Source organism: Streptomyces sp. CA-181903 (assembly GCF_050937075.1).
Taxonomy (GTDB): domain Bacteria; phylum Actinomycetota; class Actinomycetes; order Streptomycetales; family Streptomycetaceae; genus Streptomyces.
This window is the reverse complement of sequence record NZ_JBNJLY010000001.1, coordinates 2,977,819-3,004,442: the sequence shown is the minus strand read 5'-3', so window position 1 is coordinate 3,004,442 and position 26,624 is coordinate 2,977,819. Positions and strand designations below refer to the sequence as shown.

The 26,624-nt window shown below is 74.6% G+C and carries 16 protein-coding genes and 2 pseudogenes; 9 read left to right on the top strand and 9 right to left on the bottom strand.

What is annotated here, in order from left to right; translation table 11 throughout:
* Positions 1-114: 114 nt before the first annotated feature.
* On the top strand, positions 115-897 hold the full coding sequence (locus ACQEVS_RS13370; RefSeq protein ID WP_433019751.1) for a VOC family protein: 783 nt from the start codon (positions 115-117) through the stop codon (positions 895-897).
* 22 nt (positions 898-919) lie between these two features.
* Here the strand turns inward: ACQEVS_RS13370 and ACQEVS_RS13365 are convergent, their stop codons facing one another.
* Positions 920-1,837: an LCP family protein gene (locus ACQEVS_RS13365; RefSeq protein WP_433019748.1), complete on the bottom strand. Its 918-nt coding sequence runs from the start codon at positions 1,835-1,837 to the stop codon at positions 920-922.
* Between the two features lie 446 nt (positions 1,838-2,283).
* On the opposite strand from ACQEVS_RS13365, the gene ACQEVS_RS13360 reads away from it, so the two are divergent.
* Positions 2,284-2,841: an acyl-CoA thioesterase gene (locus tag ACQEVS_RS13360; RefSeq protein ID WP_433019745.1), complete on the top strand. Its 558-nt coding sequence runs from the start codon at positions 2,284-2,286 to the stop codon at positions 2,839-2,841.
* A 227-nt stretch (positions 2,842-3,068) separates the two neighbouring features.
* Here ACQEVS_RS13360 and ACQEVS_RS13355 read toward each other — a convergent pair whose 3' ends face one another.
* Complete coding sequence (locus ACQEVS_RS13355) at positions 3,069-4,655, bottom strand: LCP family protein (protein WP_433027523.1); 1,587 nt, start codon at positions 4,653-4,655, stop codon at positions 3,069-3,071.
* Positions 4,656-4,957: 302 nt separating this feature from the next.
* Here ACQEVS_RS13355 and ACQEVS_RS13350 point away from each other — a divergent pair, with 302 nt between their 5' ends.
* Positions 4,958-5,971, top strand: a complete 1,014-nt coding sequence (locus tag ACQEVS_RS13350) for a glycosyltransferase family 2 protein (RefSeq protein WP_433019742.1) — start codon at positions 4,958-4,960, stop codon at positions 5,969-5,971.
* Between the two features lie 81 nt (positions 5,972-6,052).
* Here the strand turns inward: ACQEVS_RS13350 and ACQEVS_RS13345 are convergent, their stop codons facing one another.
* From ACQEVS_RS13345 to ACQEVS_RS13330, 4 genes are all read right to left on the bottom strand, one after another.
* A complete protein-coding gene (locus tag ACQEVS_RS13345) occupies positions 6,053-7,819 on the bottom strand; it encodes an LCP family protein (protein WP_433019739.1) in 1,767 nt (588 codons plus the stop codon).
* A gap of 101 nt (positions 7,820-7,920) precedes the next feature.
* On the bottom strand, positions 7,921-9,741 hold the full coding sequence (locus tag ACQEVS_RS13340) for an LCP family protein (RefSeq protein WP_433019736.1): 1,821 nt from the start codon (positions 9,739-9,741) through the stop codon (positions 7,921-7,923).
* Between the two features lie 249 nt (positions 9,742-9,990).
* Positions 9,991-11,304 (bottom strand): LCP family protein, encoded by a 1,314-nt coding sequence (locus tag ACQEVS_RS13335; RefSeq protein WP_433019733.1) that lies wholly within the window; start codon positions 11,302-11,304, stop codon positions 9,991-9,993.
* 89 nt (positions 11,305-11,393) lie between these two features.
* Positions 11,394-12,146 (bottom strand): TIGR03089 family protein, encoded by a 753-nt coding sequence (locus tag ACQEVS_RS13330; protein ID WP_433019730.1) that lies wholly within the window; start codon positions 12,144-12,146, stop codon positions 11,394-11,396.
* Between the two features lie 139 nt (positions 12,147-12,285).
* Between ACQEVS_RS13330 and ACQEVS_RS13325 the strand changes: the two genes are divergently transcribed.
* The 3 genes from ACQEVS_RS13325 (at position 12,286) to ACQEVS_RS13315 (ending at position 16,294) form a co-directional block, all read left to right on the top strand.
* The gene (locus ACQEVS_RS13325) at positions 12,286-14,001 is read left to right on the top strand and encodes an N-acetylmuramoyl-L-alanine amidase (RefSeq protein ID WP_433019727.1); all 1,716 of its coding nucleotides are present in this window, start codon (positions 12,286-12,288) and stop codon (positions 13,999-14,001) included.
* A gap of 116 nt (positions 14,002-14,117) precedes the next feature.
* Entirely contained in the window at positions 14,118-15,224 is a 1,107-nt protein-coding gene (locus tag ACQEVS_RS13320) for a sugar phosphate nucleotidyltransferase (RefSeq protein WP_433019724.1), read from the top strand.
* Positions 15,225-15,379: 155 nt separating this feature from the next.
* On the top strand, positions 15,380-16,294 hold the full coding sequence (locus ACQEVS_RS13315) for a DNA-3-methyladenine glycosylase family protein (RefSeq protein WP_433019721.1): 915 nt from the start codon (positions 15,380-15,382) through the stop codon (positions 16,292-16,294).
* Positions 16,295-16,602: 308 nt separating this feature from the next.
* Here ACQEVS_RS13315 and ACQEVS_RS13310 read toward each other — a convergent pair.
* The 3 genes and pseudogenes from ACQEVS_RS13310 to ACQEVS_RS13300 form a co-directional block, all read right to left on the bottom strand.
* A pseudogene (locus ACQEVS_RS13310) lies at positions 16,603-17,924 on the bottom strand (coenzyme F420-0:L-glutamate ligase).
* Complete coding sequence (gene cofD / locus ACQEVS_RS13305) at positions 17,921-18,892, bottom strand: 2-phospho-L-lactate transferase (protein WP_433019718.1); 972 nt, start codon at positions 18,890-18,892, stop codon at positions 17,921-17,923. The pseudogene ACQEVS_RS13310 and the gene cofD overlap by 4 nt, the downstream one beginning before the upstream one ends.
* A gap of 55 nt (positions 18,893-18,947) precedes the next feature.
* Positions 18,948-19,460 (bottom strand): cysteine dioxygenase, encoded by a 513-nt coding sequence (locus tag ACQEVS_RS13300; RefSeq protein ID WP_433019715.1) that lies wholly within the window; start codon positions 19,458-19,460, stop codon positions 18,948-18,950.
* Positions 19,461-20,254: 794 nt separating this feature from the next.
* On the opposite strand from ACQEVS_RS13300, the gene ACQEVS_RS13295 reads away from it, so the two are divergent.
* The 3 genes and pseudogenes from ACQEVS_RS13295 to ACQEVS_RS13285 all read left to right on the top strand — a co-directional run bounded on the left by ACQEVS_RS13295 (position 20,255) and on the right by ACQEVS_RS13285 (position 26,602).
* Positions 20,255-20,518, top strand: a complete 264-nt coding sequence (locus ACQEVS_RS13295) for a WhiB family transcriptional regulator (protein WP_004952403.1) — start codon at positions 20,255-20,257, stop codon at positions 20,516-20,518.
* Between the two features lie 755 nt (positions 20,519-21,273).
* Positions 21,274-24,974, top strand: a pseudogene (locus tag ACQEVS_RS13290) (glycosyltransferase family 2 protein).
* A gap of 59 nt (positions 24,975-25,033) precedes the next feature.
* Entirely contained in the window at positions 25,034-26,602 is a 1,569-nt protein-coding gene (locus ACQEVS_RS13285; protein ID WP_433019712.1) for a DUF5719 family protein, read from the top strand.
* The last annotated feature ends 22 nt before the right edge of the window (positions 26,603-26,624 follow it).

Below are 26,624 nucleotides of genomic sequence, written 5' to 3'. Positions count from 1 at the left end.
ACAGGAAACCGCTGTCCCGAACCGGCGCGAGCCCCCAAGTGGCGCCCCCGCCCGACGCCCCCCACCCTGGACACGACCCCTGGGGGGACCGCCGTGCGCCAGGAGGCGAGCGTCATGCCCGAGGTACGTGAGACGTACGCGCCCGGTACGCCCTGCTGGGTGGATCTGATGGCGCCCGATCAGCGGGCGGCACTGGACTTCTACCGGGACCTCTTCGGGTGGCAGGGGGAGCCCGGGCCGCCGGAGACGGGCGGGTACGCGGTGTGCACGCTGGACGGCCGGGCCGTGGCGGGCATCGGGCCCGCGATGGCGCAGGAGGGGCAGCCCCCGCCGCAGACCGCGTGGACGACGTACCTGGCGGTGGCGGACACCGACGCCGCGGCCGGCGCGGTCGCGGAGCACGGCGGGCGGGTGCTGGTGCCCGGGATGGACGTGCTGACCTTCGGCCGGATGGCGGTGGTCGCGGACTCCACGGACGCCGTGTTCGGACTCTGGCAGACCAGGGACTTCTTCGGCTGCGAGGTGGTCAACGAACCCGGTGCGGTGATCTGGAACGAGCTGAACACCTCCGACCCGGAGGCGGCGGGAACGTTCTACCGGGCCGCGTTCGGGATCGAGGCGGTGCCGATGGAGGAGGCGCCCGGCTACTTCGCGCTGAGGGCGGACGGGAGGCCGATCGGCGGGATGCAGGGGCTGGAGCGGTTCCCGGAGGGCACGCCCTCGCACTGGCTGACGTACTTCGCCGTCGACGGCACGGACACCACGGTCGACGCGCTCGTCCGGGCGGGCGGCTCGGTGCTGGTGCCGCCGTTCGACATGGTGGCGGGCCGGATGTCCGTGGTCGCCGACCCGCAGGGCGGGATCTTCGCCGTCATCCAGGGGGCGGAACCGGCCTGAGCCCGGCCCCGCCCCGGCGGGCCTACTCCACCGTCACCTTCTCGTCCTTCTTCAGCTGCTCGAAGAGCTGCTTCGACTTGACCGGGTCCCACTTTACCGCGACGCCGTCGCCGCGCGTGGCCAGGTTGGCGTTGCCTATCGGCACCGTCATCTGCTTGCCGTCGCCGCCCGTGACGCCCTTCATCGCCCAGAACATCGACGTCAGGTCCCACAGCTCCATGCCGTCGTCGACGATCAGGGTGTCGAGGCCGGAGCCGATCACCGGGTAGAGGGTGAATGGGTTGAGCACGGTGGACGGCGAGGCCGCCTGCTTGGCGAGGGTGTTCAGGAACTTCTGCTGGTTGCGCATCCGGCCGAGGTCCTGGTCGGCCTCCTGGTGGCGCTGGCGGACGAAGGCCAGCGACTGCTTGCCGTCCAGCGTCTGGCAGCCGGCCTTGAGGTCGGCGCCCGAGTCACGGTCCTTGATCGGCTTGTCGAGGCACATGTCGACGCCGCCGAGCGAGTCGACCAGGCTGCGGAACCCGCCGAAGCCGATCTCCGCGTAGTGGTCGATGCGCAGCCCGGTGTTGAACTCGATGGTCCGGACGAGCAGTTCGGGGCCGCCGTCCGCGTAGGCGGCGTTCAGCTTGTGGGTGGAGGCCGGGAACCGCTTGCCGGTCTTCTGGCCGGTGAACGCCGGGATGGTGACGTACGAGTCGCGGGGGAGGCTGAGCATGGTGGTGCCGTTGTCACCGGTGTGCAGGATCATCATCGAGTCGGTGCGCTTGCCGTCGGCCGACCCGGTGTGCAGCTCCTTCTTGTCCTGCTCGGTCAGCCCCTCCCGGCTGTCCGAGCCGACGATCAGGTAGTTCGTGCCCTCGCCGCCCGGCGGCCGGTCCTCCACCTTCCCGAGGTCGACCTCGCGGCGCAGCTTGGAGTCGGCCCAGAAGTAGGTGCTCACGGAGACCACCAGCACCACGGCGAGGAAGGCGAGCAGACCTATGGTGATCCGCCTGCGCCAGTTCGGCCGGCCCGGCCGGCCGCCGCGCGGCGCGCGCCCCGGCGCGGCCGGACCGCCGGGGGTGCCCCCGGGCCGCCGCCGCGTCCGTAGACCCGGCCGGTGTTGTAACCGTCGTCACGGTGGCCGCCCGGTGCGCCGGACGGACCGGGCCGTCCGGGCTGCCCGTACTGCGGCGGCGGCCCGCTCCGGTGCGCGCGCGGGTGGGCGCCGTCGCCTCCGTACGGGTACCGGCGGTCGTTGTTCCGCACTTCGGGCCACTCACTCATGAGAAGAAGTGTGCCCGCCCGCGCGACTGCTCCGGCCGGGTGGTACCGGACCGGGTCACGGCTGTTGCAGAGCTGACACACGGGCGGCCGGGTACATGCACCCCGCATACAGTGGGGTGCATGACCACTCAGGACCGGACCGCCGAGTCCGGCGCGGCCGGGATACCCGGCAAGCCGACCTCGGCCTCGCGCACGACGCTGTCCCACATCATGACCGCGAGCGACACGAACCTTCTGGGCACCGTGCACGGCGGGGTGATCATGAAATTGGTGGACGACGTCGCCGGCGCGGTCGCCGGCCGGCACTCCGGCGGCCCCGCCGTGACGGCGTCCATGGACGAGATGGCCTTCCTGGAGCCGGTCCGCGTCGGTGACCTCGTCCACGTCCAGGCCCAGTGCAACTGGACCGGACGCTCCTCCATGGAGGTCGGCGTCCGCGTCATGGCCGAGCGCTGGAACGAGTCCGCGCCGGCCGTACAGGTCGGCAGCGCCTACCTGGTCTTCGCCGCCGTCGACGAGGAGGGCAAGCCGCGGCCCGTGCCGCCGGTGCTGCCGGAGACGGAGCGGGACCGGCGGCGCTACCAGGAGGCGCAGATCCGGCGCACACACCGGCTTGCGCGACGGCGTGCGATCAAGGAGCTGCGGATGAACCGGGCGGCGGAGGGGCTGGAGGACTGAGCCCCGGCCCACCCCTTCGCCGCCCGCCCTCGAACTCCCCCGGAGGGGGCACACCCCCAACGGGCTGGCTTCGCGCCCGGGCGTGCTCTTCAGCCCGTCCGGCGTTTGAGGACAACCGCGCGGAGCGCGGTTTCGGGGGTGCGGGGGCAGAGCCCCCGCAAGAAACTGGGGGCACCTCCCAGCGGTAGCTGGGGGAGAAAGGGAGGGACCGGGGCACCCCCCAACACTCACCCGCCGCACACCACCCGATCCCCCGTGACCACCTCCTGCCGCACGGACGCCGGCCCCTGCCCAGGCAGCGGCTCCGGCCCCCGGACCGCCCGCACTCCGCCGAAATCCGCCCCCAGCGTCACCTGCATCAGCGCCCCCTGCCCCGGCACGGCCCGCAGCTCGGCGCCGGGCAGAGCCGCCGCGAGGGAGCGGGCGGAGCGGTCCCAGCGCGGATCGAAGGCGATCACCGTGCGCAGGGCGGTCGGCGGCGGGGCGTCGAGCGGCAGGCCGGTGGTGAGGAAGCCGGCGGACCGCAGCGCCGCGTCGGTGTCCTGCCCGAGCTCGGGGCGGCCTGAGCCGTTGAGGAGCTGGACCCGGATCTGCCCGGGGGCCACTTCGACGGGCGCGGGGCCGGCCGGCGTCGCCGTCGCCTCCGCGGGCGGGGCGGACGGGACCGGAGTGGCCGGAGCGACCGGCACACCCGGCGCGGCGGGCACCCCGCCGGACGCCGGTGCCGCCGATGGCCCGGGGGCGCCCACCGGCCCCGGCCCCTTCCCGTCCGTCTCCGCCTCCGTCTCCGCTTCCCCCTCCGTCGGCTCCGGCGTCGGGGTCGCGCTCCCGCCCGCGCCACCCACCCCCGCCAGCGGCCGGTCCGCCCGCAGCGCCCGGAACAGCGGCGCGGCCGCGCCCTCGTCCCATCGCACGGTCGACCCGACCCCGGGCACGGGGAAGTCGACGGCCGCGATCGGCACCGAGGTGAACTCCGTCGAGGCCGGCCGGAGCCCCCGCAGCGTACGGCCCAGCTCGACGAGCTCGGCCGCGTCGAAGCCGCGGTCCGCGCGGACCGCGCCGAGCAGGGCGGTGGCGACCCGGCGGAACACCGGCGGGTCGAGGAGCACCCCGCCGCTCGTCGCCCGCTGGAGCAGGGCGGCGACGAAGCGCTGCTGGCGGCGCATCCGGCCGAGGTCGGCGCTGGCGTCGAGGTGCCGGGAGCGGACGTACTGCAGGGCCTGGCCGCCGTTCAGCGTGCTGGTCCCGGCCGGCAGGTCGAGACCGCTGTGGTCGTCCCGGAGCGGCACCTCGGTGCAGAGGCGCACCCCGCCGACCAGGTCGACCGTGCGCATGAAGCCGGCGAAGTCGACCTCCAGGTAGTGGTCGATGTGCACTCCGGTGAGCTGCTCGACGGTGCTGACGGTCAGCGCGGGCCCGCCCTCCGCGTACGCGGCGTTGAGCTTCTGCGGATGGGCCGGGCGGAGGGCGCCGGAGGCGTCGGTGCGGGCGGGGAGGACGGTGTACGTGTCGCGGGGGAGGCTGACGACGGACGCCCGGTCGCGGCCCTCGGAGAGGTGGACCAGCAGCACGGTGTCCGTGCAGTGGCAGGGTTCGCCGCCCAGGCGGTAGCGGGTGCGCTCGTCCTCGGTGATGGTGTCGCGGCCGTCGGTGCCGACCACCAGGATGTTGGTGCCGTGGCCGGTGCGGGGGCGGTGGGAGAGGCCGGTGAAGGGGTCGACGCGGCGGATGCCCCGGTCGATGCCGTGCACCACCGCGTGCCCGGCGCCGCCGGCGACGAGGATGACGAGGGCGAGCGCGGTGGCGACGCGCAGCCCCCAGCGGGGCCGGCGCGGGGCGCCGTGCCGGCCGCGGTCCGGGCGGGGAGTGCCGGCCGGTACTGGGTCTGGTACGGGCACTTCGTGACCTCCGCGACGAACTGGGGACACCCCCGGCGCGGCAGGGGGACGGAACCGGGTCACCGTAGGTCAATACGATCAACGGGCCGCGGTTCCACGCCGTCCGGCGCCCGCCCGCCACCCGGGCGGCGCGGGTCCGCGTCCCCCGTTCGCGGTAACGTGGCGGCGTTTCCGTCCACCGCGGGGTGAACCCCTGACCCCCGTACCTCCGAGGAACCATGCCAGAGCAGCAGCCGCCCGCAGTTTCCGTGATCATGCCGGTGCTCAACGAGGAGCGTCATCTGCGCACCTCCGTGCGGCACATCCTGGAGCAGGACTACGCCGGTGAGCTGGAGGTGGTGATCGCCCTCGGTCCGTCCGCCGACCGCACGGACGAGATCGCCGCCGAGCTCGTCCGGGAGGACCCCAGGGTCCACACGGTGCCCAACCCCACCGGCCGCACGCCCGCCGCCCTGAACGCGGCGATCAAGGCGTCGCGCCACCCGATCGTGGTGCGGGTGGACGGGCACGGCATGCTCTCGCCCGACTACATCAAGACGGCCGTGCGGCTGCTCGACGAGACGGGCGCGCAGAACGTCGGCGGCATCATGCACGCCGAGGGGGAGAACGACTGGGAGCGGGCCGTCGCCGCCGCCATGACCTCGAAGATCGGGGTCGGCAACGCCGCGTTCCACACGGGTGGCGAGGCGGGGCCGGCCGAGACGGTCTACCTGGGCGTCTTCCGGCGTGAGGCGCTGGAGCGGCAGGGCGGGTACAACGAGGAGTTCATCCGCGCCCAGGACTGGGAGCTGAACTTCCGCATCCGCGAGGCCGGCGGGCTGATCTGGTTCTCGCCGGAGCTCAAGGTCTCCTACCGCCCCCGGCCGAGCGTGCGCGCGCTCGCCAAGCAGTACAAGGACTACGGCCGCTGGCGGCACGTCGTCGCCCGCTTCCACAAGGGCTCGATCAACCTCCGCTACCTGGCCCCGCCGACCGCCGTCGTCGCCATCGCGGCCGGGATCGTGGTGGGCGCCGCGGTGACGCCGTGGGCGCTGGTCGTACCGGGCGGCTACCTGGCGGCGATCGTCGCCGGCTCGGTGCCCGCGGGCAAGGGGCTGCCGCTGAAGGCGCGGGCGCAGATCCCGGTGGCGCTGGCGACCATGCACATGTCGTGGGGCTTCGGCTTCCTGACCAGCCCGCGCTCGCTCGCGAAGCGCGTCATCGCCAGCCGCCGCCCGGCGGTGCGGGCGTAGCGGACACCGCGGGAAGGGCCGCCTCCGGCGTACGGGGGCGGCCCTTCGTCGTCTTTCGGGGCGGTGTCGTCCCCCCACCGGTCAGAACCGGTTGATCGGGTTGACCTCCATGCAGGCGGACTTGTCGTCGCCGTTGAGCGGGTCGGCGCTCTCCGGGGCCTTGTTGTCGGCGTTGTCTTCCTGCTTGCCCTTGCCGTTCTTCGGGTCCTCGTCGTCCCCGCCGCCCGGCTTGCTCCCGCCGGACTTCTTCCCGTCCGCCTTCTTGGCGTCGCCCTTCCCGTCGCCCTTGGTGCCCCCGGGCTTCGGGTACGTGTCGCCCTCGCGCCAGTCGCCGCCGATCACCAGCGTCACCTGCTCCGCCGCCGGGGACAGCCGGATGGCGTCCTCCGGCAGCCCGAGTGCCTTGGCCACGGCCAGGGCGTCGGGGCGCTGCGTCTGCTTCGGATAGGTGATCGTGGTGTCGGCCTGGGCGCGCGGGGTCGAGTCCGACGTCGTCTTGGTGAAGCCCTGCTTGACGAGGTACGCCGCGACGTCCGAACCGCGCCCGGCGGTGGGCGGGAGGACGGGGGTGCCGGTGCCGTTGAAGACGGTGACGGCGATCTTGTCCTTGGCGACCTTGGCGGCGTGCTGCGCCGGGCCCTTGGCGTCCGCGGACTCGGGCTTCTTCTTGTCCTTGCCGTCGAGCGCGATGTCGTTGCGGACGAGCGAGAACAGCTTGTCGGCGTCGCCCTTCTTGGGGATGACGTGGGCGTCCGGGTCCTGCGGGTCCTGCACCCAGGGCATGGTGGTCATGGTGATCCGGGCCGACGGCACCCGCTTGATGTCGTTGCCGAGGTCGTAGAGCTTCTTGACCGAGCCCAGGTCCTTGTCGACGGTCACGGCCTTGGTGGCCGACTCGGCGAGGTCGGTGAGCTGTCCGGGGTCGCTGAGCCGGCTGCCGGACTTCAGCTGACGGACCATCGAGTTCATGTAGAGGTGCTGGGCGTGGGTCCGGCCGATGTCGCTGCCGTCCTCGAAGCCGTGCCGGGTGCGCAGCCACTGGAGGGCCTGTTCGCCCTTGATGGTGTGGGTGCCCTTCTCCAGCCGCAGCCCCGACTTGTCGTCGCGGATGTTGCTCTTCACGCAGACCGGTACGCCGCCCACCGCGTCGGCCATGCTCACCACGCCCGCGAAGTCGATCATCATGAAGTGGTCGATGGGGATGCCGGTGAGCTCCTCCCAGGTGGCCACCGTGCAGCCGGGACCGCCGTTCTGGAGGCTGGTGTTGATGATCTGGCTGCTGGTCTCCTGGTAGACCTTGCCGTCGGCGGGGTCGGTGCACTTGGGGATGGTCACGCGGGTGTCGCGCGGGACGCTGATGACCGACATGTTGCTGCGGTCGGCGGAGACGTGGACGAGCATCTGGACGTCGGCGAGGCCCGGTCGGTCGGCGTCCTCGCGGGCGCCGCCGAGGTTTTGGTTCTCCTTGCCGCTCCGGCTGTCCGAGCCCAGGAGGAGGATGTTCAGGGGGCGCTGGCCCGCCGCGTTGGGGACGCTCCGGTCGAGCTGCTTGTCACCGAGGTTGAGCTTGCCCTTGCGTATGTTGCCGTTGAGGTGCTGGTAGTAGACGTAGCCGGCCGCGGACGCCCCGAGGACGAGGATCGCGAGGCAGAGCGCGGTCCAGCGGACTATTCGGATCGCGCGGCGGCGCGGCGGTCTGCCGCCGCCCGACGGCCGGTCAGTTCCCTTGGCACCGTCGCCGTTTCCGGCGGGCGAGGAGGCGTCCTTGCCGGCCGCCCCCTCCTTGCCGGACTCCTCTGTGCCCCCGTTGTCGGCCTTCTCTTCCCCCCGTAGACCGTTGAGCCGCATTGGGCCTCCCCCTGACTGGTGCGCACGGCCCGCAGGGCAGGTGCGTTGTACCTGGTGACTCTGTTACCGGGTAGTGAGATGCACAAGTGTGTTCGCAGGATTCACTTCGCGCAGATTTGGTTGTCCGCCTCGACCCGCTGGATGTCCTTGGGGGCCTGCTTCGGGGCCTTCGGCGGGGTGACCGGCACACCGGCCCCCTTGAAGTCGGCCCCGAGGGTGAGGGTCATCTCGGCCAAGGGGGCCGCGTCCTTGTCGGTCTGGTGGAGGGCGTCGGCGGGCAGGCCCATGGCCTCCGCCAGGGTCCGTGCCTGGTCCGCCTGGTTGGGGGCGAACTGCAGGACCGTCTTGGAGACCTTCTGGCCGCCGGGACCCGCGTTGCCGCCGTTGCCGGCGTGCGGCATGGCCTTGATGTTCTGCATCCAGGTCACGGTCTCCTGCGCGGCGCCCACCTTCCCGCTGCCGTTGAGCACCTTGACGCGGACCTTGGCCGGCTCGGCCTTGGGGCCCTTGAGGAGGGCCGCCTGCTTGGCGTCCTTCTCCTTCGCGGCGGCGTCCGCCTTGTCCTTGGCGGCCTTCTCCTTGCGCTTCACCTCGGTGAGGGAGACGTCCTCGCGGACCATGGCGAGCAGCGGCTCGGCCCTGGCCTCATCGATGATGACCGTCTTGCGCTGCTTGCCGTCGGCGGGGTTGTCCAGGACCGGCAGCGTGGTGAAGGTGATGTTCTTCAGGCTCACCTTGCTCAGCTCCTTGGCCAGGCTGGTGAGCTTGGTGATGGACCCTATGCCCGTGTCGACGGTCAGCGACTTGGTGGCCGCGTTGCTGAGGTCGTAGAGCTTCTTGGGGTTGGTGAGGGTGTCGTCCGACTTCATCTTGCGAATCATCGAACTCAGGAACTGCTGCTGGAGCTTGATGCGGTCCAGGTCGCTCTCGAAGCCGAAGCTGTGCCGGGTGCGGACGAACGCCAGGGCCTGCTCGCCCTCGATCTCGTGCTTGCCGGCCGAGAGCTTGAGGTGCGACTTGGGGTCGTTGACGTTCTTGGCCACGCACACCTCGACACCGCCCACCGCCGAGGACAGCGACTTGACGGCGTTGAAGTCCGCCATCATGAAGTGGCTGACCTTCAGTCCGGTGATCTTCTCGACCGTCCGCCAGGTGCAGCCGGGGTCGCGGTCCTCCTGGCCCAGGCTCTCGTTGAAGCGCACCTTCTTGGAGCCGGGGATGTTCCGGGTGGCGCCGTCCTTCTTGGTGGGGCACTCGGGGATGTCGGTGATCATGTCGCGCGGGATGGAGATCACCGTCGCGTTGGAGCGGTCCTCGGCGACGTGGAAGAGCAGCGTGGTGTCGGCGTGACCGACGCTGCCGTCGTCGCCGTAGCCGGTGTTGCCCTTGCCCGAGCGCTTGTCCGTGCCGATCACCAGGATGTTCACCGGGCCGTCGGGGACGGCCTCGTTGTCCACCCCGACGTCGACCTTCTCGATGTTGCCGTTGAGGTGCTCGTAGAGGAGGTACGCGCCCAGCGAGCCGCCCACCAGCACGAACGCCAGGGTGCCGCCGGTCCACAGCAGGACCTTCTTCTTCGTGCTCTTCTTCGGCTTCGCCTTGCGGCGGCCCGCCGCGGCGGCCGCGCTGTCGGCCTTCCCGGCCGGCGCCTTGCCGGCCCGCCGGCCGCCACGCTGCTCGGGGAGGGGCCGCCCGCCGGGCCGCGCGCCCGGTACGGGCTTCTTCCGCGGGCCGGAGGTGCCGCCGGGCGGATTGCCGCCGACGGGATTGGACCGCGCGCCGGCTGGGGAGACATGGTCAGAGGAGGGACCCGACGTGTCGGAGGGGTCGAGGCGCAGCTCGTAGCTGCCGGTCTTGGGGTCGAACACCCACTGGTCGGCGGGGTCGATGCCGTCCGCCCGCCCACGGCCTTGCGCGTCCACGGTCGCTTGAGTCCTCCGTCGGTGCCACGCGGCGCCTACCCCCGAGGCGCTCGGTCATGTCGTCTTGCAGTGCGCGGTCACCGGCCGTGCGCACCGGACCGCTCACACTATCCGCCCAGTTCAGCGGCTAGCGACGTCAGTGACAAATCACGCACCCCTACAACTGGGCATTCCGCCCCATCTCTTCGCCGGAGTACCGCCCCCGACGTTTTCGCCGGGGCGAAAAGTCCGATCGTACCCCCGGTGCCGTCAACCACAGATGCCGCGGGCGGCCGTGGTGCCCTCGTAGGTGGGGGGAGCGGTGGGCGACGGGCTCCCGGAACCCGTGGCAGGGGCCTCCGCCGGAGCCTCGGAGGGGTCCGGTTCGCGGGGCGGCGCGGGGCGCTTGCCCCCGGCGCCCCCGGTGCCTCGGGCGTTCTTGCCTTGAGCGTTCTCGCCTTCGGCGTTCTTGTCATCGGCGTTCTTGCCGTCGGCCGGGCGGACGTGGGCGGTGACGGGCACCGGCCGGTCGTACCGCAGCAGCTCGAAGAGGTGGTCCGCGTCCGGCTGCACCAACTCGTCGCGGTCCGCGTTGTACTGGTACGGCCGGCGCGGCACGGTCAGGAACTGGACGTGGTCCGTGGGGATGTTGCGCACCGTGCGCACCAGGTCGTACATCTTGCGGAGGGAGTCCAGCCCGGCGTCCGTGGTGAGGGACTTCGTGGCCGCGTCGAGCACGGGGTAGAGCCGGGTGGGGTTGAGGAGCACCCCGTCGCTGTGCATCTCCTGGAACAGGGCTCCCAGGAATTCCTGCTGACGACCCATGCGTTCGGTGTCGCTGCCGTCGCCGAGGCCGTACCGGGCGCGGACGTAGCCGAGGGCCGCCTCGCCGTGCAGCACCTGCCGGCCGGCGGGCAGCTTCAGCCGGGCGTCGGGGTCGTCCATCGGCTTCTTCAGGCAGACCTCGACCCCGTCGACCGCGTCCACCAGCCGTTTGAAGCTGGCGAAGTCCACGATGATGTGGTGGTCGACGCGGACGTGGGTGATGTTCTCCAGGGTGCGGATGGTGCAAGCGGCGCCGGCGTCCTCGAAGGCCCAGTTGAACTGGGCGAAATGCTCGTTGGTGTAACGTCCGTCCGGTTTACGGCAGCTCGGGATCTTCGCCATCAGGTCGCGCGGCATGCTGACGGCCGTCGCGCTCCGCCGGTCGGCGGCGAGGTGCAGCAGAATCGTGGTGTCCGAGCGCTGGGTGCCGCTGTCCGTGCCGTACTTGCCGTTCTCGGCGCCGCCGCGGGTGTCGGAGCCGATGATCAGGATGTTCTGGGCGCCCGCGACCAGGGCGGTGGGACGCTCCCGCTCGTACTGCGCCAGCTCGTTCGCCGTGCGGGTGTCCGTGGTGATGTTGCCGTCCAGGCGCGCGTAGAGCACCCAGGTCAGCGCCGTCACGGCCACCAGCAGCACCGCGAGGCCCAGCAGCAGCCGGCGCACCCAGCGGCGGCGGCGCCGCGGCGTGCGGAAGCCGCCGTCCGCGCCGGGGTCGGAGGGGCCGGACGGCCGGAGAGGTGCGCCTGAGCTGTGGGCCACGGGTGCGCGACTCCCTCCGGAGCGGGTCTCGGGGTGCCTACCCGCCGATCATCGCCCCGGAGTCGCGACCCGGCAGCGCCAGAGGGCCGTCAGAGGGCCGTCACGGTGACGCGTTCGCTCGCCCGGCGCTGTGCCAGGGCCTCCTCGGAAAGCTCGCCGAGGTGACGGCAGAGCACCACCGAGGCGTCCGCGGCCAGTGGGGCGTACAGGCCGGCGGAGAGGCCGTCCCACGTGTCGTACGCCAGCCCGGAGAGCAGCCGAGCACCGGGCTCCAGCCCGCGTCCCGCCGCGTCCTCGCGCGCCCGCTCGACCACCTGCGCACCCGTCAGTTCCCGCCCGTCCACGACGAGCGCCGGGGCCTGCGGGTCGACCGGGGCGTACGGGGCGAAGCGGTCGCCCTGGCCGGGGACCTCGACGGCGTAGTCGAGGAAGCCTTCCGGCGGCTGCGGGAAGCGTCCGCCCAGCGGGCGCAGGGCGAGCGCCACGCGCTCCCCGGAGCAGGCGCGCGCCTCCTCCAGTCGGTCCGGGCCGGTCACCACGAGATCGGCCGCGGCCGGGTCGCCGCCCACCTCGGCCACCACCCCGACGGACGAGCAGGCGACCAGCCAGACGGCGGTCTGCCAGTGGGCGGGGAGGAGGAGCGCGAGGCGGTCGCCGGGCGCGGCGGCGAGCTCGCCCTGGAGCAGGTTGGCGGTCTTGGCCACCCAATTGGCGAAGGTGGCCACGGACAGTTCCACGCGTTCGCCGGTGGCGTCGTCGTAGAAGGTCACGAGCGGGCGCGTCGGGTCCGCGGCGAGGGCGGAACGCAGCAGGTCGGCGGGGGTGCGGTCGGTGGCGTTCATCTCCGGAAGGGTACGCCGGGCGGGGCGTGACGGTCAGTCGGACGGGCGCGGTGCGCGGGCCGTCGCGGGCCGACAGGCCGTCACCGGACGACTGGATAGGAATGGACAGGTTTGACTGGATATGCGCAGGATCTGTGTCATGCGTGGATTCCTCGTCACCTCGGCGGTCACCGCCTGTGCCGCCACCTTGACCCTGCCCGTCCTCGGCGCGTCCGGTGCGGCCTCCGCGCCCGCCCGCCCGGCCGCCGCCGCCCCGCCGAAGGCCCCCGGCGCGGCGGCGGCCCCGGGTGCCGCCCCGGCGCGGATCCCCGGCGCGACGTACTCGCTGCCCCTCGTCCCGCTGCCGACCGCGGACGGCTCAGAAACCACCTTGCACGGCAGGACCCAGACGCAGCCGGCCGTGACCGGCGTCCGGGGGCTGCGGCCCCAGCGGGTGAAACCGTTCTCCATGGTCGGCATCGTCTGGGACGACGTGGGGGCCGAGCTCCGCGGCCGGGCCCAGGTCCGTACCCGGGCCGTGGGCGGCCGGGCCTGGTCCGGCTGGCAGGACGTCCAGGTCCAGGACCTCGACCGGCCCGACGGTTCCGAGGCGCGCTCCGGCCTGCGCGGGGCCTCGGCGCCGCTGTGGGTCGGGGCCTCGGACGCCATCGAGGTACGGGTCCGGCCGGGCGCCGCCGCCGGCCGGCCGGCGGGCTCCGCCACGCTGCCGCGCGGACTGCGCGCCGAACTCGTCGACCCCGGCTCGGCGCCTGTCGCCCGGACCCGCTCCCGCGCGGCGGCGCCCGCCCCCGACGACGAGGAACGCGCCACCTCCGCGGCCAACTCGCCGCTCGCCCCGCTGGGCGCCCACGAGATCCCCGCCGCCACCCACCGGCCCACCGCCGAGGAGGTCGCGACGCTCACCGCGGTCGCGCCGGGCGCCAATGTGAGCTCGTCCTCGGACAAGTCGGGCAAGGCAGACAGCGCCGGCGGTACGGGCGGCCGGTCCGGGGCGGAGGAGGACGCCTCGGCGGCGGAGGGCGCGGGGGCCGAGGGATCGGCCGAGTCCGGCCGGCCGGCCGGGTCGGCCGACGGTACGGACCCCGGTGACGCGTCGGACGCGAGCGGGGGCACGGGCGTGGACACGAGCGGCGAGTCCGGCGAGTCCGGGGAGACCGGTGCGCACGGTGACGCCGGTGTGAGCGGCGAGAACGGCCCGATGGACTCGGCCGCCGACGAGGACACCGACACCGGCGCCGCCTACGCCGGACACGCCGGCCCCCGCCCCCGCATCGTCACCCGCGCCGGCTGGGGCGCCGACGAGTCGATGCGCGAACGGGGCTTCGTCTATACCAAGAAGGTGAAGGCGGCCTTCGTCCACCACACCGCCTCCGGCAACGGCTACACCTGCGCCCAGTCGCCCTCCGTCATCCGAGGTATCTACCGCTATCACGTCGTCAGCAGCGGCTGGCGGGACATCGGCTACAACTTCCTCATCGACAAGTGCGGCACCGTCTACGAGGGCCGGGCAGGCGGGGTGGCAAAGCCCGTCAAGGGCGCCCATACTCTCGGTTTCAACACGAACAGCATGGGGATCGCGGTGCTCGGCACCTATGGGACCACCAGCCCGGCCAAGGCCGCGGTGAACGCCGTGGCCGCCCTCACCGCCTGGAAGCTCGGCCTGTACAACGCCAACCCCCGCGGCACCACGACCCTGGTGTCGGCCGGCGGGAACCTCTTCAAGAAGGGGGCGAAGGTCAAACTCAAGGTCATCTCCGGACACCGTGACGGCTACTCCACCGAATGCCCCGGCGACCGCCTCTACGCCAAGCTCGGCACCGCCCGCAGCACCGCGGCCCGGCTCCAGGGGCGCTGACCGGCCCCAAGCCGACCGGCCCTAAGAGGAGGCGCACCGTCCGCCTGGCCGGTGCGGTCTGCATACACTGGCCGCCGTTCACGGCCCGGCCCCACCAGGAAGCAGAGACGAACACGTTGACTGAACCGCATCAGCCGCCTCCGAGAGAAGCGATCCTCCTGGTCGGCGGCAAGGGGACCCGGCTGCGTCCGCTCACCGTGCACACGCCCAAACCCATGGTCCCGGCGGCGGGGGTGCCCTTCCTCACCCACCAGCTGGCCCGGGCCCGGGCGGCGGGCATCGAGCACATCGTGCTCGCCACCTCCTACCTCGCCGAGGTCTTCGAGCCGTACTTCGGCGACGGCTCGGCGCTCGGCCTGCACCTGGAGTACGTCACCGAGGTCGAACCCCTGGGCACCGGCGGCGCCATCCGCAACGTCGCCCACCGGCTGCACTCCGGCCCCGACGACCCCGTGCTCATCTTCAACGGCGACATCCTCACCGGGCTCGACATCGAGGCCCTGATCTCCACTCACCGCACGGCGGGCGCGGACGTCTCCCTCCACCTCACCCGGGTGACGGACCCCCGGGCGTACGGCCTCGTCCCCACCGACGCCGACGGGCGCGTCACGGCCTTCCTGGAGAAGCCGCAGACCCCCGAGGAGATCGTCACCGACCAGATCAACGCCGGCGCCTACGTCTTCAACCGGTCCGTGATCGACACCATCCCGGCCGGCCGGCCGGTCTCCGTCGAGCGCGAGACCTTCCCCGGCCTGCTGGCCGACGGCGCCCACCTGCACGGCATGGTCGACTCCACCTACTGGCTGGACCTGGGCACCCCGCAGGCGTTCGTCCGCGGCTCCGCCGACCTCGTCCTCGGCCGCGCCCCCTCCCCGGCGGTCCCCGGCCGCTGCGGCGAGCGCCTGGTGCTGCCCACCGCCGAGGTGGCCCCCGACGCCAAGCTCATGGGCGGCACGGTGATCGGCGCCGGCGCGCGGGTCGCGTCCGGCGCCCGGGTCGACGGCAGCACGGTCCTCGACGGCGCGGTCATCGAGGCGGGCGCCTCCGTCCGCGACTCCCTCGTGGGCGCGGGGGCGCGCGTCGGGGCGCGTACGGTCCTGGACGGCGCGGTCGTCGGCGACCACGCGGAGATCGGCGCCGACAACGAACTCCGGGCGGGCGCCCGGGTGTGGTGCGACGCGCGGATCCCGTGCGGCGCGGTGCGCTTCTCGTCGGACCAGTAGCGGGGACGGCGGCCGGGCCTCCCGGGGTCCGGCGGTCGTCGCGACACCCCGGTTCGGGGGTGCGACGGACTCCGGGATCCGGGACGCCCCCAGCCGGGCCTCCAGCGTGACCGGCGGGCCGCCCACTGGCCGGATCCCGGCGTTACCCTGGCCGGATGGCCACCCGTACCTGGGCCCCGCCGGGCCCCCTCGACCTGGGACGCACCCTCGGCGTCCTGGCGCGCGGCCCCGGCGACCCGGCGTACCGCGTGGCCCCGGACGGCGCCGTCTGGCGCGCCAGCCGGACCCCCGAAGGCCCCGGCACCGTCCGGATCGCCGCGCGCGCCGGCGAGGTGCGCGCCGAGGCGTGGGGACCCGGCGCGAACTGGCTCCTGGACACCCTCCCCGCGCTCCTCGGCGCGGACGACGACCCCACCGCCTTCACCCCGCGCCACCGCCTCCTGCACGAGACGCACCGCCGCCACCCCGGCCTGCGGCTGGCCCGCACCGGGCTGGTGCTGGAGTCGCTGATCCCCTCCATCCTGGAGCAGAAGGTCACCAGCGACGAGGCGTACCGCGCCTGGCGGCTGCTCCTCCAACGGCACGGCGAGCCCGCGCCGGGCCCCGCCGACGGGCCCGCGGGCCGGATGCGCGTCATGCCCGACGCCCGCGCCTGGGCCCTCCTCCCCTCCTGGGAGTGGCACCGGGCCGGCGTCGACGGCAAGCGCTCGGCGACCGTCGTCCAGGCGGCCCGCGTCGCCGCCCGCCTGGAGGAGGCCGCGGCGATGGACGACGAACGCGCCGCCGCCCGGCTGCGGCTCGTCCCCGGCATCGGCCCCTGGACGGCCGCGGAAACCCTCCAGCGCAGCAACGGCGCCCCGGACGCGGTGACCGTGGGCGACCTGCACCTGCCGAAGACGATCGGCTACGCGCTCACCGGTGCCCGGGGCACCGACGACGCCGGCATGCTCGAACTCCTCGCCCCCTACACCGGCCAGCGCCACCGCGCCTGCCGCCTCATCCTCCTCACGGGCATCCGCCCGGAGCGGCGGGCGCCGCGCTTCTCGGTGAACGACATCAGGCACCTGTAACTCTCCAGCCCGTCCGGCGTTTGAGGACGCGCGCCGCAGGCGCGCTCGGGGGTGCGGGGGCGGAGCCCCTGCGAGAAACGGTGAAAGGGCGGGACCGGGGCACCGTCCCCCACCCACCGGCCCGCTGCCCGGACACTGTCAGGGCCCGGACGCCGCGTGGGCCCAGGGGAAGTGGCCCCAGCCCCGCCCTTTCACCGTTTCTCGCGGGGGCAAGCCCCGCACCCCCGCAGCACGCTGCGCGCGCTGTCCTCAAACGCCGGACGGGCTGGGGGCGGCGCCCGAATGCCCCGCACCAGCCGAGCGCAGCGCTACCGCACCACGACGAACGCGTCAGCAACCCGCTCCGCCCGCTCCCGAGGCGCCGCCGCGGGCCGTCCCACCGCCACGGCCCCATCGGGTCCCAGTCGGCCGGAAGCTCCAGGACGTCGCGGACGACGTCCCGGCAGAACATGGTGGAGGACACCCACGCGGAGCCGAGCCGCTCCGCCGCCAGCGCGACGAGGAAGTTCTGCACGCCGGCGCCCATGGAGACGACGAACATCTCGCGCTCGGCCGTGGCCCGCCGCGCGTCCGGGTACGTGTGGGAGCCGTCCATGACCAGGCACGGCACCACCAGACAGGGCGCGTCGCGCAGCAGATCGCCGCGGCGGACGCGCTTGGCGACGCTCTCCTCGGAGCGGCCGTCGGTCCGCAGGTCGGCGATCCAGGCGTCGCGCATGGCGTCCAGCAGCCGCAGCCGGGACTCCTCGGACTCCAGGAGGACGAAGCGCCACGGGGTGGTGTGGTGGGGCGCCGGTGCGGTGAGGGCCGCGGCGACGGCGCGGCGTACGGCGCCCGGGTCCACCGGATCGTCGGTGAACTCCCGCACGGTGCGCCGCAGTCGGACCGCCTCGCGGACGGCCTCGGAGGTGCCCAGCCGGAACATGTCGTCCGCGCCCGAGCGGATCAGCTTCCGCGCGCCCGCCGTGTCCCCGGCGGAGGACACGACGTGCGGCAGGCCGCGGACGACCGCGACCGGGAGCCCGGCCACCTTGCCCTTCACCAGGTCGCCGGCGGCGGCGAGTTCGTCGGCGGTGGCGACGACGGTGGCCGTCAGCGGGTTGCCGTGCGCGTCGGTGCCGCCGCGCAGGTCGTCCAGGACGCGCACCCCGGCCGCGCCGATCGCCATGTCCGTCAGCCCGGCGCGCCAGGGCCGTCCGGCGGTGTCGGTGACGATCACGCCGACGTCCACGCCGAGCGTGTCCCGGAGCCCGGCGCGCAGCGCGCGGGCGGAGGCGTCGGGGTCCTCGGGCAGCAGCAGGATCGTGCCCTCGGGGGTGTTGGAGGCGTCGACGCCCGCGGCGGCCATGACGAGGCCGAGCCGGTTCTCGACGATGCGCAGCGGGCCGCGCCGGGCGACCAGCCGGACGGTCTCCGCGTCGATCGCCGCCTCGCGGTCGGGCGCCTCGGCGACGCGCCCCTCCGCCTTGCTGACGATCTTCGAGGTGACGAGCAGGACGTCGCCGTCGGCCAGCCCGGGCAGGCCCTCGGCGGTGGCCGCCGCGGCGACGAGCTTGACCAGGTCGTCGCCGGGCCGGACCTCCGGCAGTCCGGGCAGCGCCCAGACGCGGTAGGACGGGGCCTCGGTCACGCGCGCACCTCCTCGGCCAGGGCCAGGGCCTCGGCGGCCATCCGCGCGGTCGCCGGGACGTCCGTCATCATCAGCTGGACGGCCCGGCAGCGGATGCCGGCGGCCTCCACCTCGGCGGTCCGCGCCGCGTCGACGGTGTCGACCAGCCAGCCGTCGATCAGGTCGGGACCGTAGTGCCTGGCGACCGCCGAGGCCGTGGACTCGACGCCGACGGCCTCCAGCACCTTGTCGGCCATGCCGCGCACCGGCGCGTCGCCGACGATCGGCGACAGCCCGACGACGGGCGCGCCGGCGGCGGCGACGGCCTCCCGGACGCCGGGCACGGCGAGGATGGTGCCGACGCTGACGACCGGGTTGGACGGCGGGAAGAGGATGACGTCGGCCGTGCCGATCGCCTCCAGCACACCGGGCGCCGGCTTCGCCTGCTCCGCGCCGACGGGGATGATCGCGTGTGCGGGCACCTGGGCCCGGAGCCGCACCCAGTACTCCTGGAAGTGCACGGCCTTGCGGGCACCCTCGGCGCCGTCCGGGTCGTCGATCATCACGTGCGTTTCGACGCGGTCGTCGCTCATCGGCAGCAGTCGCACGCCGGGCTTCCACCGCTCGCAGAGCGCCTCGGTGACGGCGCTGAGCGGGTAGCCGGCGGCGAGCATCTGGGTGCGGACGATGTGCGTGGCGAAGTCGCGGTCGCCCAGCCCGAACCACTCGGGGCCGACGCCGTAGGCGGCCAGTTCCTCCTTCACGGCGAAGGTCTCGTCGGCGCGGCCCCACCCCTGCTCCTCGTGGATGCCGCCGCCGAGCGTGTACATCACGGTGTCGAGGTCGGGACAGACCTTGAGGCCGAAGAGGTGGATGTCGTCACCGGTGTTGCCGATGACGGTGATGTCCGCGTCCGGGGCTGCTGATGTCAGGCCACGGAGGAAGCGGGCGCCCCCGATCCCGCCGGCCAGAACCACAATGCGCTGCATGCGGGCCAGTCTGTCAGCCCCGGCCGGCGCCTCCGAGGGGTGGTGCGACGGGGTGTCACCGGACGGGCGCGGCCGACGGGCGGCCGTCCGCGACGCGGAGCGGGCGGTGCTGGGGCATCTCGGTGAGGCCGGGGGAGTAGACGTGCAGGCTGACGGCGGGTTCGAGGGAGTCGTTGACGACCTCGTGGGCGTAGCCGGGGGCGAAGACCCGCTGGTCGCCGGCGCCGAGCCGGCGCCGGACGGCCGTCCCGGACGCCTCCTGCAGTTCGGTCAGCGTGCCCTGGAGGACGGTGAGGACGCCGGACGAGCGTCCGTGGTCGTGCAGTCCGCTGCCCTGGCCGGGGACCCAGCTCAGCAGCCACACCTCGTAGCCGGGGCCGGTACGCAGCCGGTGGTACCAGCGGCTGCCGGCGTCGAAGCGGACCAGCCGGGACCACGCGGCCCGGTCGGCGGCGATGCGCCGGGCCAGCCCGGCGAACTCGGCGACGGTGGCGGGGTGGGCGGCCGGCGGCGGCATGAGGTGGGGGAGGGCGAGCGGGTCGCCGGCGATCTGGACGTCGCTGTTCATGAGAGGGGTTCCTCGACGGGTGGCGGGAGGCGCGGGGCCGGAGGGCGGTGGGGCACTGGCGGTACGGGCGTCACGCGTACGGCGCGGCGGCCGGCGGACAGGGCCGGCCGGGACCTACGGACGTACGGGGACGCGTCCGGTGGTCGACGACGCGGCCGCCGCGACGGAGCACGGGCGGGACCGCGGTGACGAGACCGGGGAGAACCGGGCGAAAGGGGAAAGCGTCAGCCGGAGCTCTGCGGCATCAACAGCTGGAACAGCGACAGCGCGCCTGAACGGCACAGCGCGACCCGTACGAACGGGTCAGGCCGGGGATCCCCGGGACGGACGTCCGGGCGGACGTCGGGGAGGATGCGGTCGCGAGCATGCTGACAAGGAGACCGGCATCCGTTGCGCCGTGTCAACCGGATGTCCGGTTTGATGCCAATCTTTCACCTCATCCGGTAGCGGAGATCGGAAAGAGGTTTGTTTTGTGGCTGCCGGGACAATCGCCCGGCATCCTGATGTTGAAACATCGCCCGGTTCCGGGCGGTGCAACTGGACGGTCGCCCCTCGCGTCCCTCTTGAAGACAAGGGAGCCGCGGGACGGCTGTGGCGAGCGAGAGATGTGTCCACTCTTGTGGCGGTTTGGCAACTTTCCGCTCGGCCTTGGTTCCGCAGAGTGAATAAGGGGCTCAATAGCAGATCTCGGCTTGACTGGCCCGGATCGGCGCACTTGTAATTTCACTCGTGTCGTTCTGCCGTACCTGATCACGGCAGCATCACGGGGACGCAATGACAGACGAGGGGCGCACATGACCGAGCTGTTTCAGCAACTGCTGGTCGAGGAGGCGGACGAGGAGCTCGGCTGGCAGGAGCGCGCACTGTGCGCCCAGACCGATCCCGAGTCCTTCTTCCCCGAGAAAGGCGGATCGACCCGCGAGGCCAAGAAGGTCTGCCTCGCCTGCGAAGTCCGGTCCGAATGCCTCGAATACGCACTCGCCAACGACGAACGCTTCGGCATCTGGGGCGGCTTGTCCGAGCGGGAACGCCGCCGCCTGAAGAAGGCCGCGGTCTGAGGGGGCTGAGCCCCCGTCATCTCCGGCGCACCGCTTGAGCGCCGTTTCCCGGGTGTCACCGGCCGAGCGCCGTACGCGGCGGCGCGCAGCACCGGACGCCGTGCCGCACCCGGCACCTGACGCCCGGTCACCGCCGGGCCGCACCGACGAGGCCCGGCCGAGCCCGTGAAGGGCCGTGGCCCGTGCCGGCCGCGCGCCGGCCTCCCTTCACGATCGCCGATCCTTCCCGCACGATCGCCGGCCGCAGGACCCGCAGGCCCCAGGCAACCCCGGCCCGCAGACCCGCTGAGCCCGGCGCACCGCCGCCCACCGCACGTCCGCCCACCCCACCTCCGGCGCGAGCCCGCGGCCTTCTGCGCCGGAGCGCGCCGCGCCGCCGTCCCGCCGTGCTCCTCCGTCCCACGACCGCGCGTACGCGGCCGCCGCCCGGGGCCGCCCGCGCACCCGCCGCACCAGGTCGAACGCCTGCTCGCATGGTGCGACGCCGCCGTCCGCGCCCCGCGCCGAGGGGCGGAGCGGTCCGTTCCCAGCCACTAGGGTGGGGTGCCGTCCGAGACGACCGACGCCCTCGGGCGTCCACCGCAGTCCAGCACCGCGGCCGTACCCGGGAGCGCCGACCGCTCCCGCCCCGGCCGCCCCCGGCCGGAGGGCCCGTACCCGATGTCCGCGCACAGCGATCCGCCGGCCCACCGGCCGGTACCCCCGCGTTCGACCTCAGCCACCCCCCGGCGTTCCCCCGGCACGTCGTCACCGCCGTGCTCGTGGCCCACGACGGTGCCCGCTGGCTGCCCGACGCGCTCGCCGGGCTGCTCGGCCAAGAGCGGCCCGTCCAGCGGGTCGTCGCCGCCGACACCGGCAGCGACGACGACTCGGCCCGGCTGCTCGCCGACGCGCTCGGCGCCGACCGCGTCCTGCACCTCGCCCGCCGCGCCGGCTTCGGCACCGCCGTCGACGAGGCGGTCCGCGCGGCCCCCGCGCCCACCGCCGACGACCTCCCCTACCTCGCCGGCTCCAGCGGCTGGGACCCCGTCAGCCGCACCTGGCGCGACGACCCCCACGACCCCTACGGGTCCCCGGACGCGCACGACCGCGACGCGGAGCCCGTCCAGTGGCTGTGGCTGCTGCACGACGACTGCGCCCCCGAGCCCGGCGCCCTCCGCGAACTGCTGCGCGTCGCCGACCAGGAGATCGCCGCGGGACGGCCCGCCGCCGTCCTCGGCCCCAAGCTCCGCAGCTGGTACGACCGCAGGCAGCTGCTCGAAGTGGGCGTCACCGTCGCCCGCGGCGGGCGCCGCTGGACCGGCCTCGACCGCCGCGAACAGGACCAGGGCCAGCACGACCAGGTGCGGTCCGTCCTCTCCGTCTCCACCGCGGGCATGCTCGTCCGGCGGGACGTCTGGGAGGCGCTCGGCGGTTTCGACCCCCGGCTGCCCCTGATGCGCGACGACGTCGACTTCTGCTGGCGCGCCCACGCCGCCGGCCACCGCGTCCTCGTCGCCCCCGACGCCGTCCTCCGGCACGCCGAGGCCGCCTCCCGGGAGCGCCGCCCGGTCGACTGCGTCGGCCGCCGGCCGGCCTCCCCGCACCGCGTCGACAAGGCGGGCGCCGTCTACGCGCTGCTCGCCAACACCCGCGGCGCGGCCCTGCCCTACGTCCTGCTGCGGATCGTCCTCGGCACCCTGCTGAGCGCGCTCGGCCACCTCGTCGGCAAGGTCCCCGGCCAGGCCCTCGACGAACTCACCGGCCTGGGCGCGGTACTGCTGCGCCCCGGCCGGGTCCGCGCCGCCCGGAGACGCCGCGCCGGCGCCGTCGACGCCAAGGAGCTGCGGCCCCTCTTCCCCCGCCGGGCGCCACCCTCAGAGTGGTGTTCGAGCAGCTGGCGGCCTTCTTCGGCGGGCGGTCCGACCCCGAGGCGCGGTCGGCGGGCCGGCACGGCGCCGTCGAGTCCGGGCCCGGCGGCGACGAGGCGGACTTCCTGGAGATCGAGCAGTTCGCCCGGTTGCGGCGGATCGCCCGCAAGCCCGCCCCCGTCCTCTTCACCGCCCTGCTGCTGGTCTCCGCCGTCGCCTGCCGCGGGCTGTACGGCGGCGGCGCGCTGTCCGGCGGCGCCCTGCTGCCCGTGCCGGAGGGCGCGTCCGACCTGTGGTCGCTGTACGCGGACGGCTGGCACGCCGTCGGCACCGGCGGCACCGCGGGCGCCCCGCCCTACCTCGCGGTGCTCGCGGCCCTCTCCACCCTGCTTCTCGGCTCGCCGGACCTCGCCGTCACCCTGCTGCTCGTCTGCTCGGTCCCGCTGGCCGGGCTGACCGCCTACTTCGCCTCCCGCCCGCTCGTCGCCTCGCGGCCGCTGCGGGCGTGGGGCAGCGTCGCCTACGCGTTCCTGCCCGCCACCACGGGCGCCCTCGCGACGGGCCGGCTCGGCACGGCCGTCCTCGCGGTCCTGCTCCCGCTCGTCGCCCGGGCCGCCGTCGCCGCCGGCGGGTTCCGCTCGCCGGGCGCCCGGCCGGTGTGGCGGGCCGTCTGGACGTACGCCCTGCTCCTGACCGTCGCCACCGCGTTCACCCCGCTGGTGTGGCCGCTCGCCGTCGTCCTCGGCCTCGGCGTCCTCGCGCTGCGCGCCCGCGGCGGCGGGCTCGTCCCGCACGCGCTAGCCCTGCTCGCCGTCGCCGCCACCCCACTGCTCGTCCTCGCGCCCTGGTCACTGGGGCTGCTCACGGACCCCGGCCGGCTCCTCACCGAGGCGGGGACGGAGTACGGCGGCGGCACCGGCGCGCCGCTGCGCCTGCTCACCGCCGACCCGGGCGGGCCCCGGACGTTCGGCGGGCTGCTGTTCGCCGGCGTCCTGCTCGCCGCGCTCGGCGCGCTGCTCCGCGCCGACCGGCGGACCGCGGTGGGCACCGCCTGGACGGTCGCGCTCGCCGGACTGTTCTGCGCGGCGCTCGTCAACCACACGGCCTGGGCCGGGCCCGTCCTCCTGGTGTACGGCCTGGCGCTGACCGCCGCGGCCGTGGTCGGCGCCGAGGGGGCCCGCGAGCGCGTCGCCGCCAAGAGTTTCGGCTGGCGGCAGCCCGTCGCCGGGCTCGTCGCCCTCGCCGCCGCCGCGGGGCCGCTCGCCGCCGCGGTCGCCTGGGCGGCCGGCGGGGCCGGGGGGCCGCTGGAGCGGCGGGACCCGGTGCAGGTCCCGGCGTTCGTCGCGGAGGCGGCGACCACCCGCGACCGGGCCAGGACCCTGGTCCTCGCCCAGGAGCCGGGACACACCACGCACCTGACCTACGCGCTCGTCCGCGGCTCCGGCATCCGGATGGGCGACGACGCGGTGGCGCCCGGCCGGGACGCGCGGCTGGACTCCGTCGTCGCCGACCTCGTCGCCGGCTCCGGCGCCGACCAGGCCGCCCGCCTCGCCGACTACGCCGTCGGCTTCGTCCTCGTCCGCGACGGCGCCGCCAAGGACCTCGGCGCCGCCCTGGACGCCGCCCCCGGCCTCACCCGGCTCAGCCAGGAGGGGCGCACCGCGCTCTGGCGGGTCGACCGGCCCGTCTCCCGGGTGAGCGTCGTCACCGAGGGCGCCGACCCGGTGGCCGTCCCCTCCGGGCCCGTGGGGGCCCGGGCGACGGTCCCCGCCGGGAAGGACGGCCGGGTGCTGCGCCTCGCCGACCGGGCCGCGCCCGGCTGGCGGGCCACCCTCGACGGGCACCCGCTGCCGCGCGTCACCCTCGACGGCTGGGCGCAGGGCTTCCGGCTCCCGGCCGGCGGCGGCCGGCTGGCGCTCTCCTACGAGACGCCGTTCGCCCGGACCGCGTGGGTGTGGACCCAGGGGCTGCTCGCCGTCGTCCTGGTCGTCCTGGCCCTGCCGGGCCGCCGCCGGCACGTCGACGACGACCTGCCCGACGCGGTGGTGCCCGTCGCGGAGCCCGTGTCCCTGCCCGAGCAGGCGCCGGCCGGGGAGGGCCGCCGGGCCCGCCGGCTGCGCGCCGCGGCCGAGGGACGGCAGACCGCGGCGGCGGAGGACGGGACCGGTGCGCCGGTGTCCGCGCCGGTCCCGGCCGACCCCTACGAAGAGCCCTCGGCGGACGCGTACACGGCCGCCGATCCCTACGCGGCGGATCCGTACGCCGCGGCGCCCGCCCCGCAGTACGCCCAGGGGCCGGCGGACGGCGGCTGGGGGACCGACCCTTACTCCTACGGCGGCTACGGGTCGTACGGGTCCGCCGCGTACCCGCAGGAGGCCCCGCAGCCCTGTCCGCAGGAGACGGGCGGGTACCAGGAGCAGGGCCATCAAGCCGGTGCCTACCCGGACGCCGCCGGGTACGACGCCTCGTCCGCGCCCGGCCCTTACGGCGTGCACGACCCGTACGGGTACGGGGCCGGCGGGCAGGGCGGGCAGAACGGCCAGGGGCACCACACGACGTACGACGCCGGCCACGGCCTCCGCCGCGACGGGAGCGAGCAGCAGTGAAGCGCCAGCGATCAGCAGGGAAGCGCGAGCGGGCGGGAGCGAAGCGCGAGCGGGCGCGAGTGGGGCGCACGACCCTCTCGCTGTTCGCGACGGCGGCGGCGCTCGCCGCCGTCACCGGCGTCGCGGTGGTCACCGCGCCCTCGGGCGACGCCGGGAGCGGCGCCGGTACCGGCACCGCCCGGGCGACGAGGTCCGCCGCCCGGATGCCGGTCCAGCGCTCGGCCGTGGTCTGCCCGGCGCCGACCTCGTCCGAGGTCGCGGAGACGACGTACACGGCGTTCTCCCCCGGCGCCCCCGCGACCGCCAAGGCGGCCACCGGAGGCCGGGACGCGCGGCGGCCCGCCGATCTGCTGCCGGTGACGACGACGAAGAGCCAGGCGCCGGCGAAGAAGAGTGAGAAGGGCGAGAAGAAGGCGGGCGACGGCAAGGCGGCCGGGACCGGCCCGGTCCTGACCCTCAAGGCCCCCGGCGCCCCCGCGACCGCCACCACCGACCGCTCCGACGCCCCCGCCCTCCTCGGCTCCGCCGACGGACCGCTCGCCCCCGGCTACACCGTGCAGCAGACCACGGCCGTCGCCGCCGGCAGCGGGCGCGGCCTGCACGGACTGACGTGCGCGCCGGCCGACACGTCGTTCTGGTTCCCGGGCGTCTCCACGGCCAAGGGCCGCCAGGACTACGTCCACCTCACCAACCCCGACCCCGCCGCGGCCGCCGTCGTCGACCTGGAGCTGTACGGCAAGGACGGCCGCGTCGCGGCGCCCGCGGGCGAGGGCGTCACCGTCCCGCCGCGCTCGTCGGTGCCCGTCCTGCTGAGCACCCTGAGCGACACCCCCGCCGACGCCCTCACCCTGCACGTCACCGCCCGCTCCGGGCGGGTCGGCGCGGCGGTGCAGGCGTCCGACGAGAAGCAGGGCGGCGACTGGCTGCCCGCCTCCGAGCCGGCCGCGGCCGCCGTCCTCCCGGGCATCCCGGCCGACGCCACCTCCGTGCGGCTCGTCGCCTTCGCGCCCGGCGCCGACGACGCCGACCTCAAGCTCCGCTTCGCGGGTCCCACCGGCTCGATCACCCCTGCGGGCCACGAGACGCTGCACGTCAGGAGCGGCACCACGGAGACGGCCGAACTGGACGGCGTCGCCCGGGGCGAGACCGGGTCGCTGCTGCTCACCGCCGAGGACGGCGGGAAGGTCGTCGCCGGGCTGCGGGTGACCCGCGGCAAGGGGGACAAGCAGGAGACGGCGTTCCTCCCGGCGGTCGAGCCGGTCGGCGCGCGCGGCACGGTGGCGGACGACCGGGCCAAGGGCACCTCGCTGTCCCTGGCCGCGCCCGGCGCGGAGGCGCGGGTCAAGGTCACGGCGTGGGCGGCCGGCGGCGGGACCCCGGCCACCCGGACGTACACCGTCCGGTCCGGCACCACGCTCACGGTCGAGCCGCCGGTTCCGGGTGGCGGCGGCAAGGGCGGGTACGCGCTCACGGTGGAGACGGTCTCCGGCGGGCCGGTGCACGCCGCCCGGACGCTGACGCTCCCGCAGGACGGCGTCCCGGCGTTCACCGTGCAGCCGGTCCCGGACGACCGTTCCACGGTGGAGACGCCGGCGGTGCGCTCGGACCTGACGACGGTCACGCGCTAGCGAGGGCGGGGCGGCGAGACCC

Excerpts from the sequence above, each read along its gene's own strand:
- ACQEVS_RS13370 (WP_433019751.1), top strand. The coding sequence starts at position 115 with ATGCCCGAGGTACGTGAGACGTACGCGCCCGGTACGCCCTGCTGGGTG.
- ACQEVS_RS13360 (WP_433019745.1), top strand. The coding sequence starts at position 2,284 with ATGACCACTCAGGACCGGACCGCCGAGTCCGGCGCGGCCGGGATACCC.
- ACQEVS_RS13350 (WP_433019742.1), top strand. The coding sequence starts at position 4,958 with ATGCCAGAGCAGCAGCCGCCCGCAGTTTCCGTGATCATGCCGGTGCTC.
- ACQEVS_RS13345 (WP_433019739.1), bottom strand. The coding sequence starts at position 7,819 with ATGCGGCTCAACGGTCTACGGGGGGAAGAGAAGGCCGACAACGGGGGC.
- ACQEVS_RS13330 (WP_433019730.1), bottom strand. The coding sequence starts at position 12,146 with ATGAACGCCACCGACCGCACCCCCGCCGACCTGCTGCGTTCCGCCCTC.
- ACQEVS_RS13325 (WP_433019727.1), top strand. The coding sequence starts at position 12,286 with ATGCGTGGATTCCTCGTCACCTCGGCGGTCACCGCCTGTGCCGCCACC.
- ACQEVS_RS13315 (WP_433019721.1), top strand. The coding sequence starts at position 15,380 with ATGGCCACCCGTACCTGGGCCCCGCCGGGCCCCCTCGACCTGGGACGC.
- cofD (WP_433019718.1), bottom strand. The coding sequence starts at position 18,892 with ATGCAGCGCATTGTGGTTCTGGCCGGCGGGATCGGGGGCGCCCGCTTC.
- ACQEVS_RS13300 (WP_433019715.1), bottom strand. The coding sequence starts at position 19,460 with ATGAACAGCGACGTCCAGATCGCCGGCGACCCGCTCGCCCTCCCCCAC.
- ACQEVS_RS13295 (WP_004952403.1), top strand. The coding sequence starts at position 20,255 with ATGACCGAGCTGTTTCAGCAACTGCTGGTCGAGGAGGCGGACGAGGAG.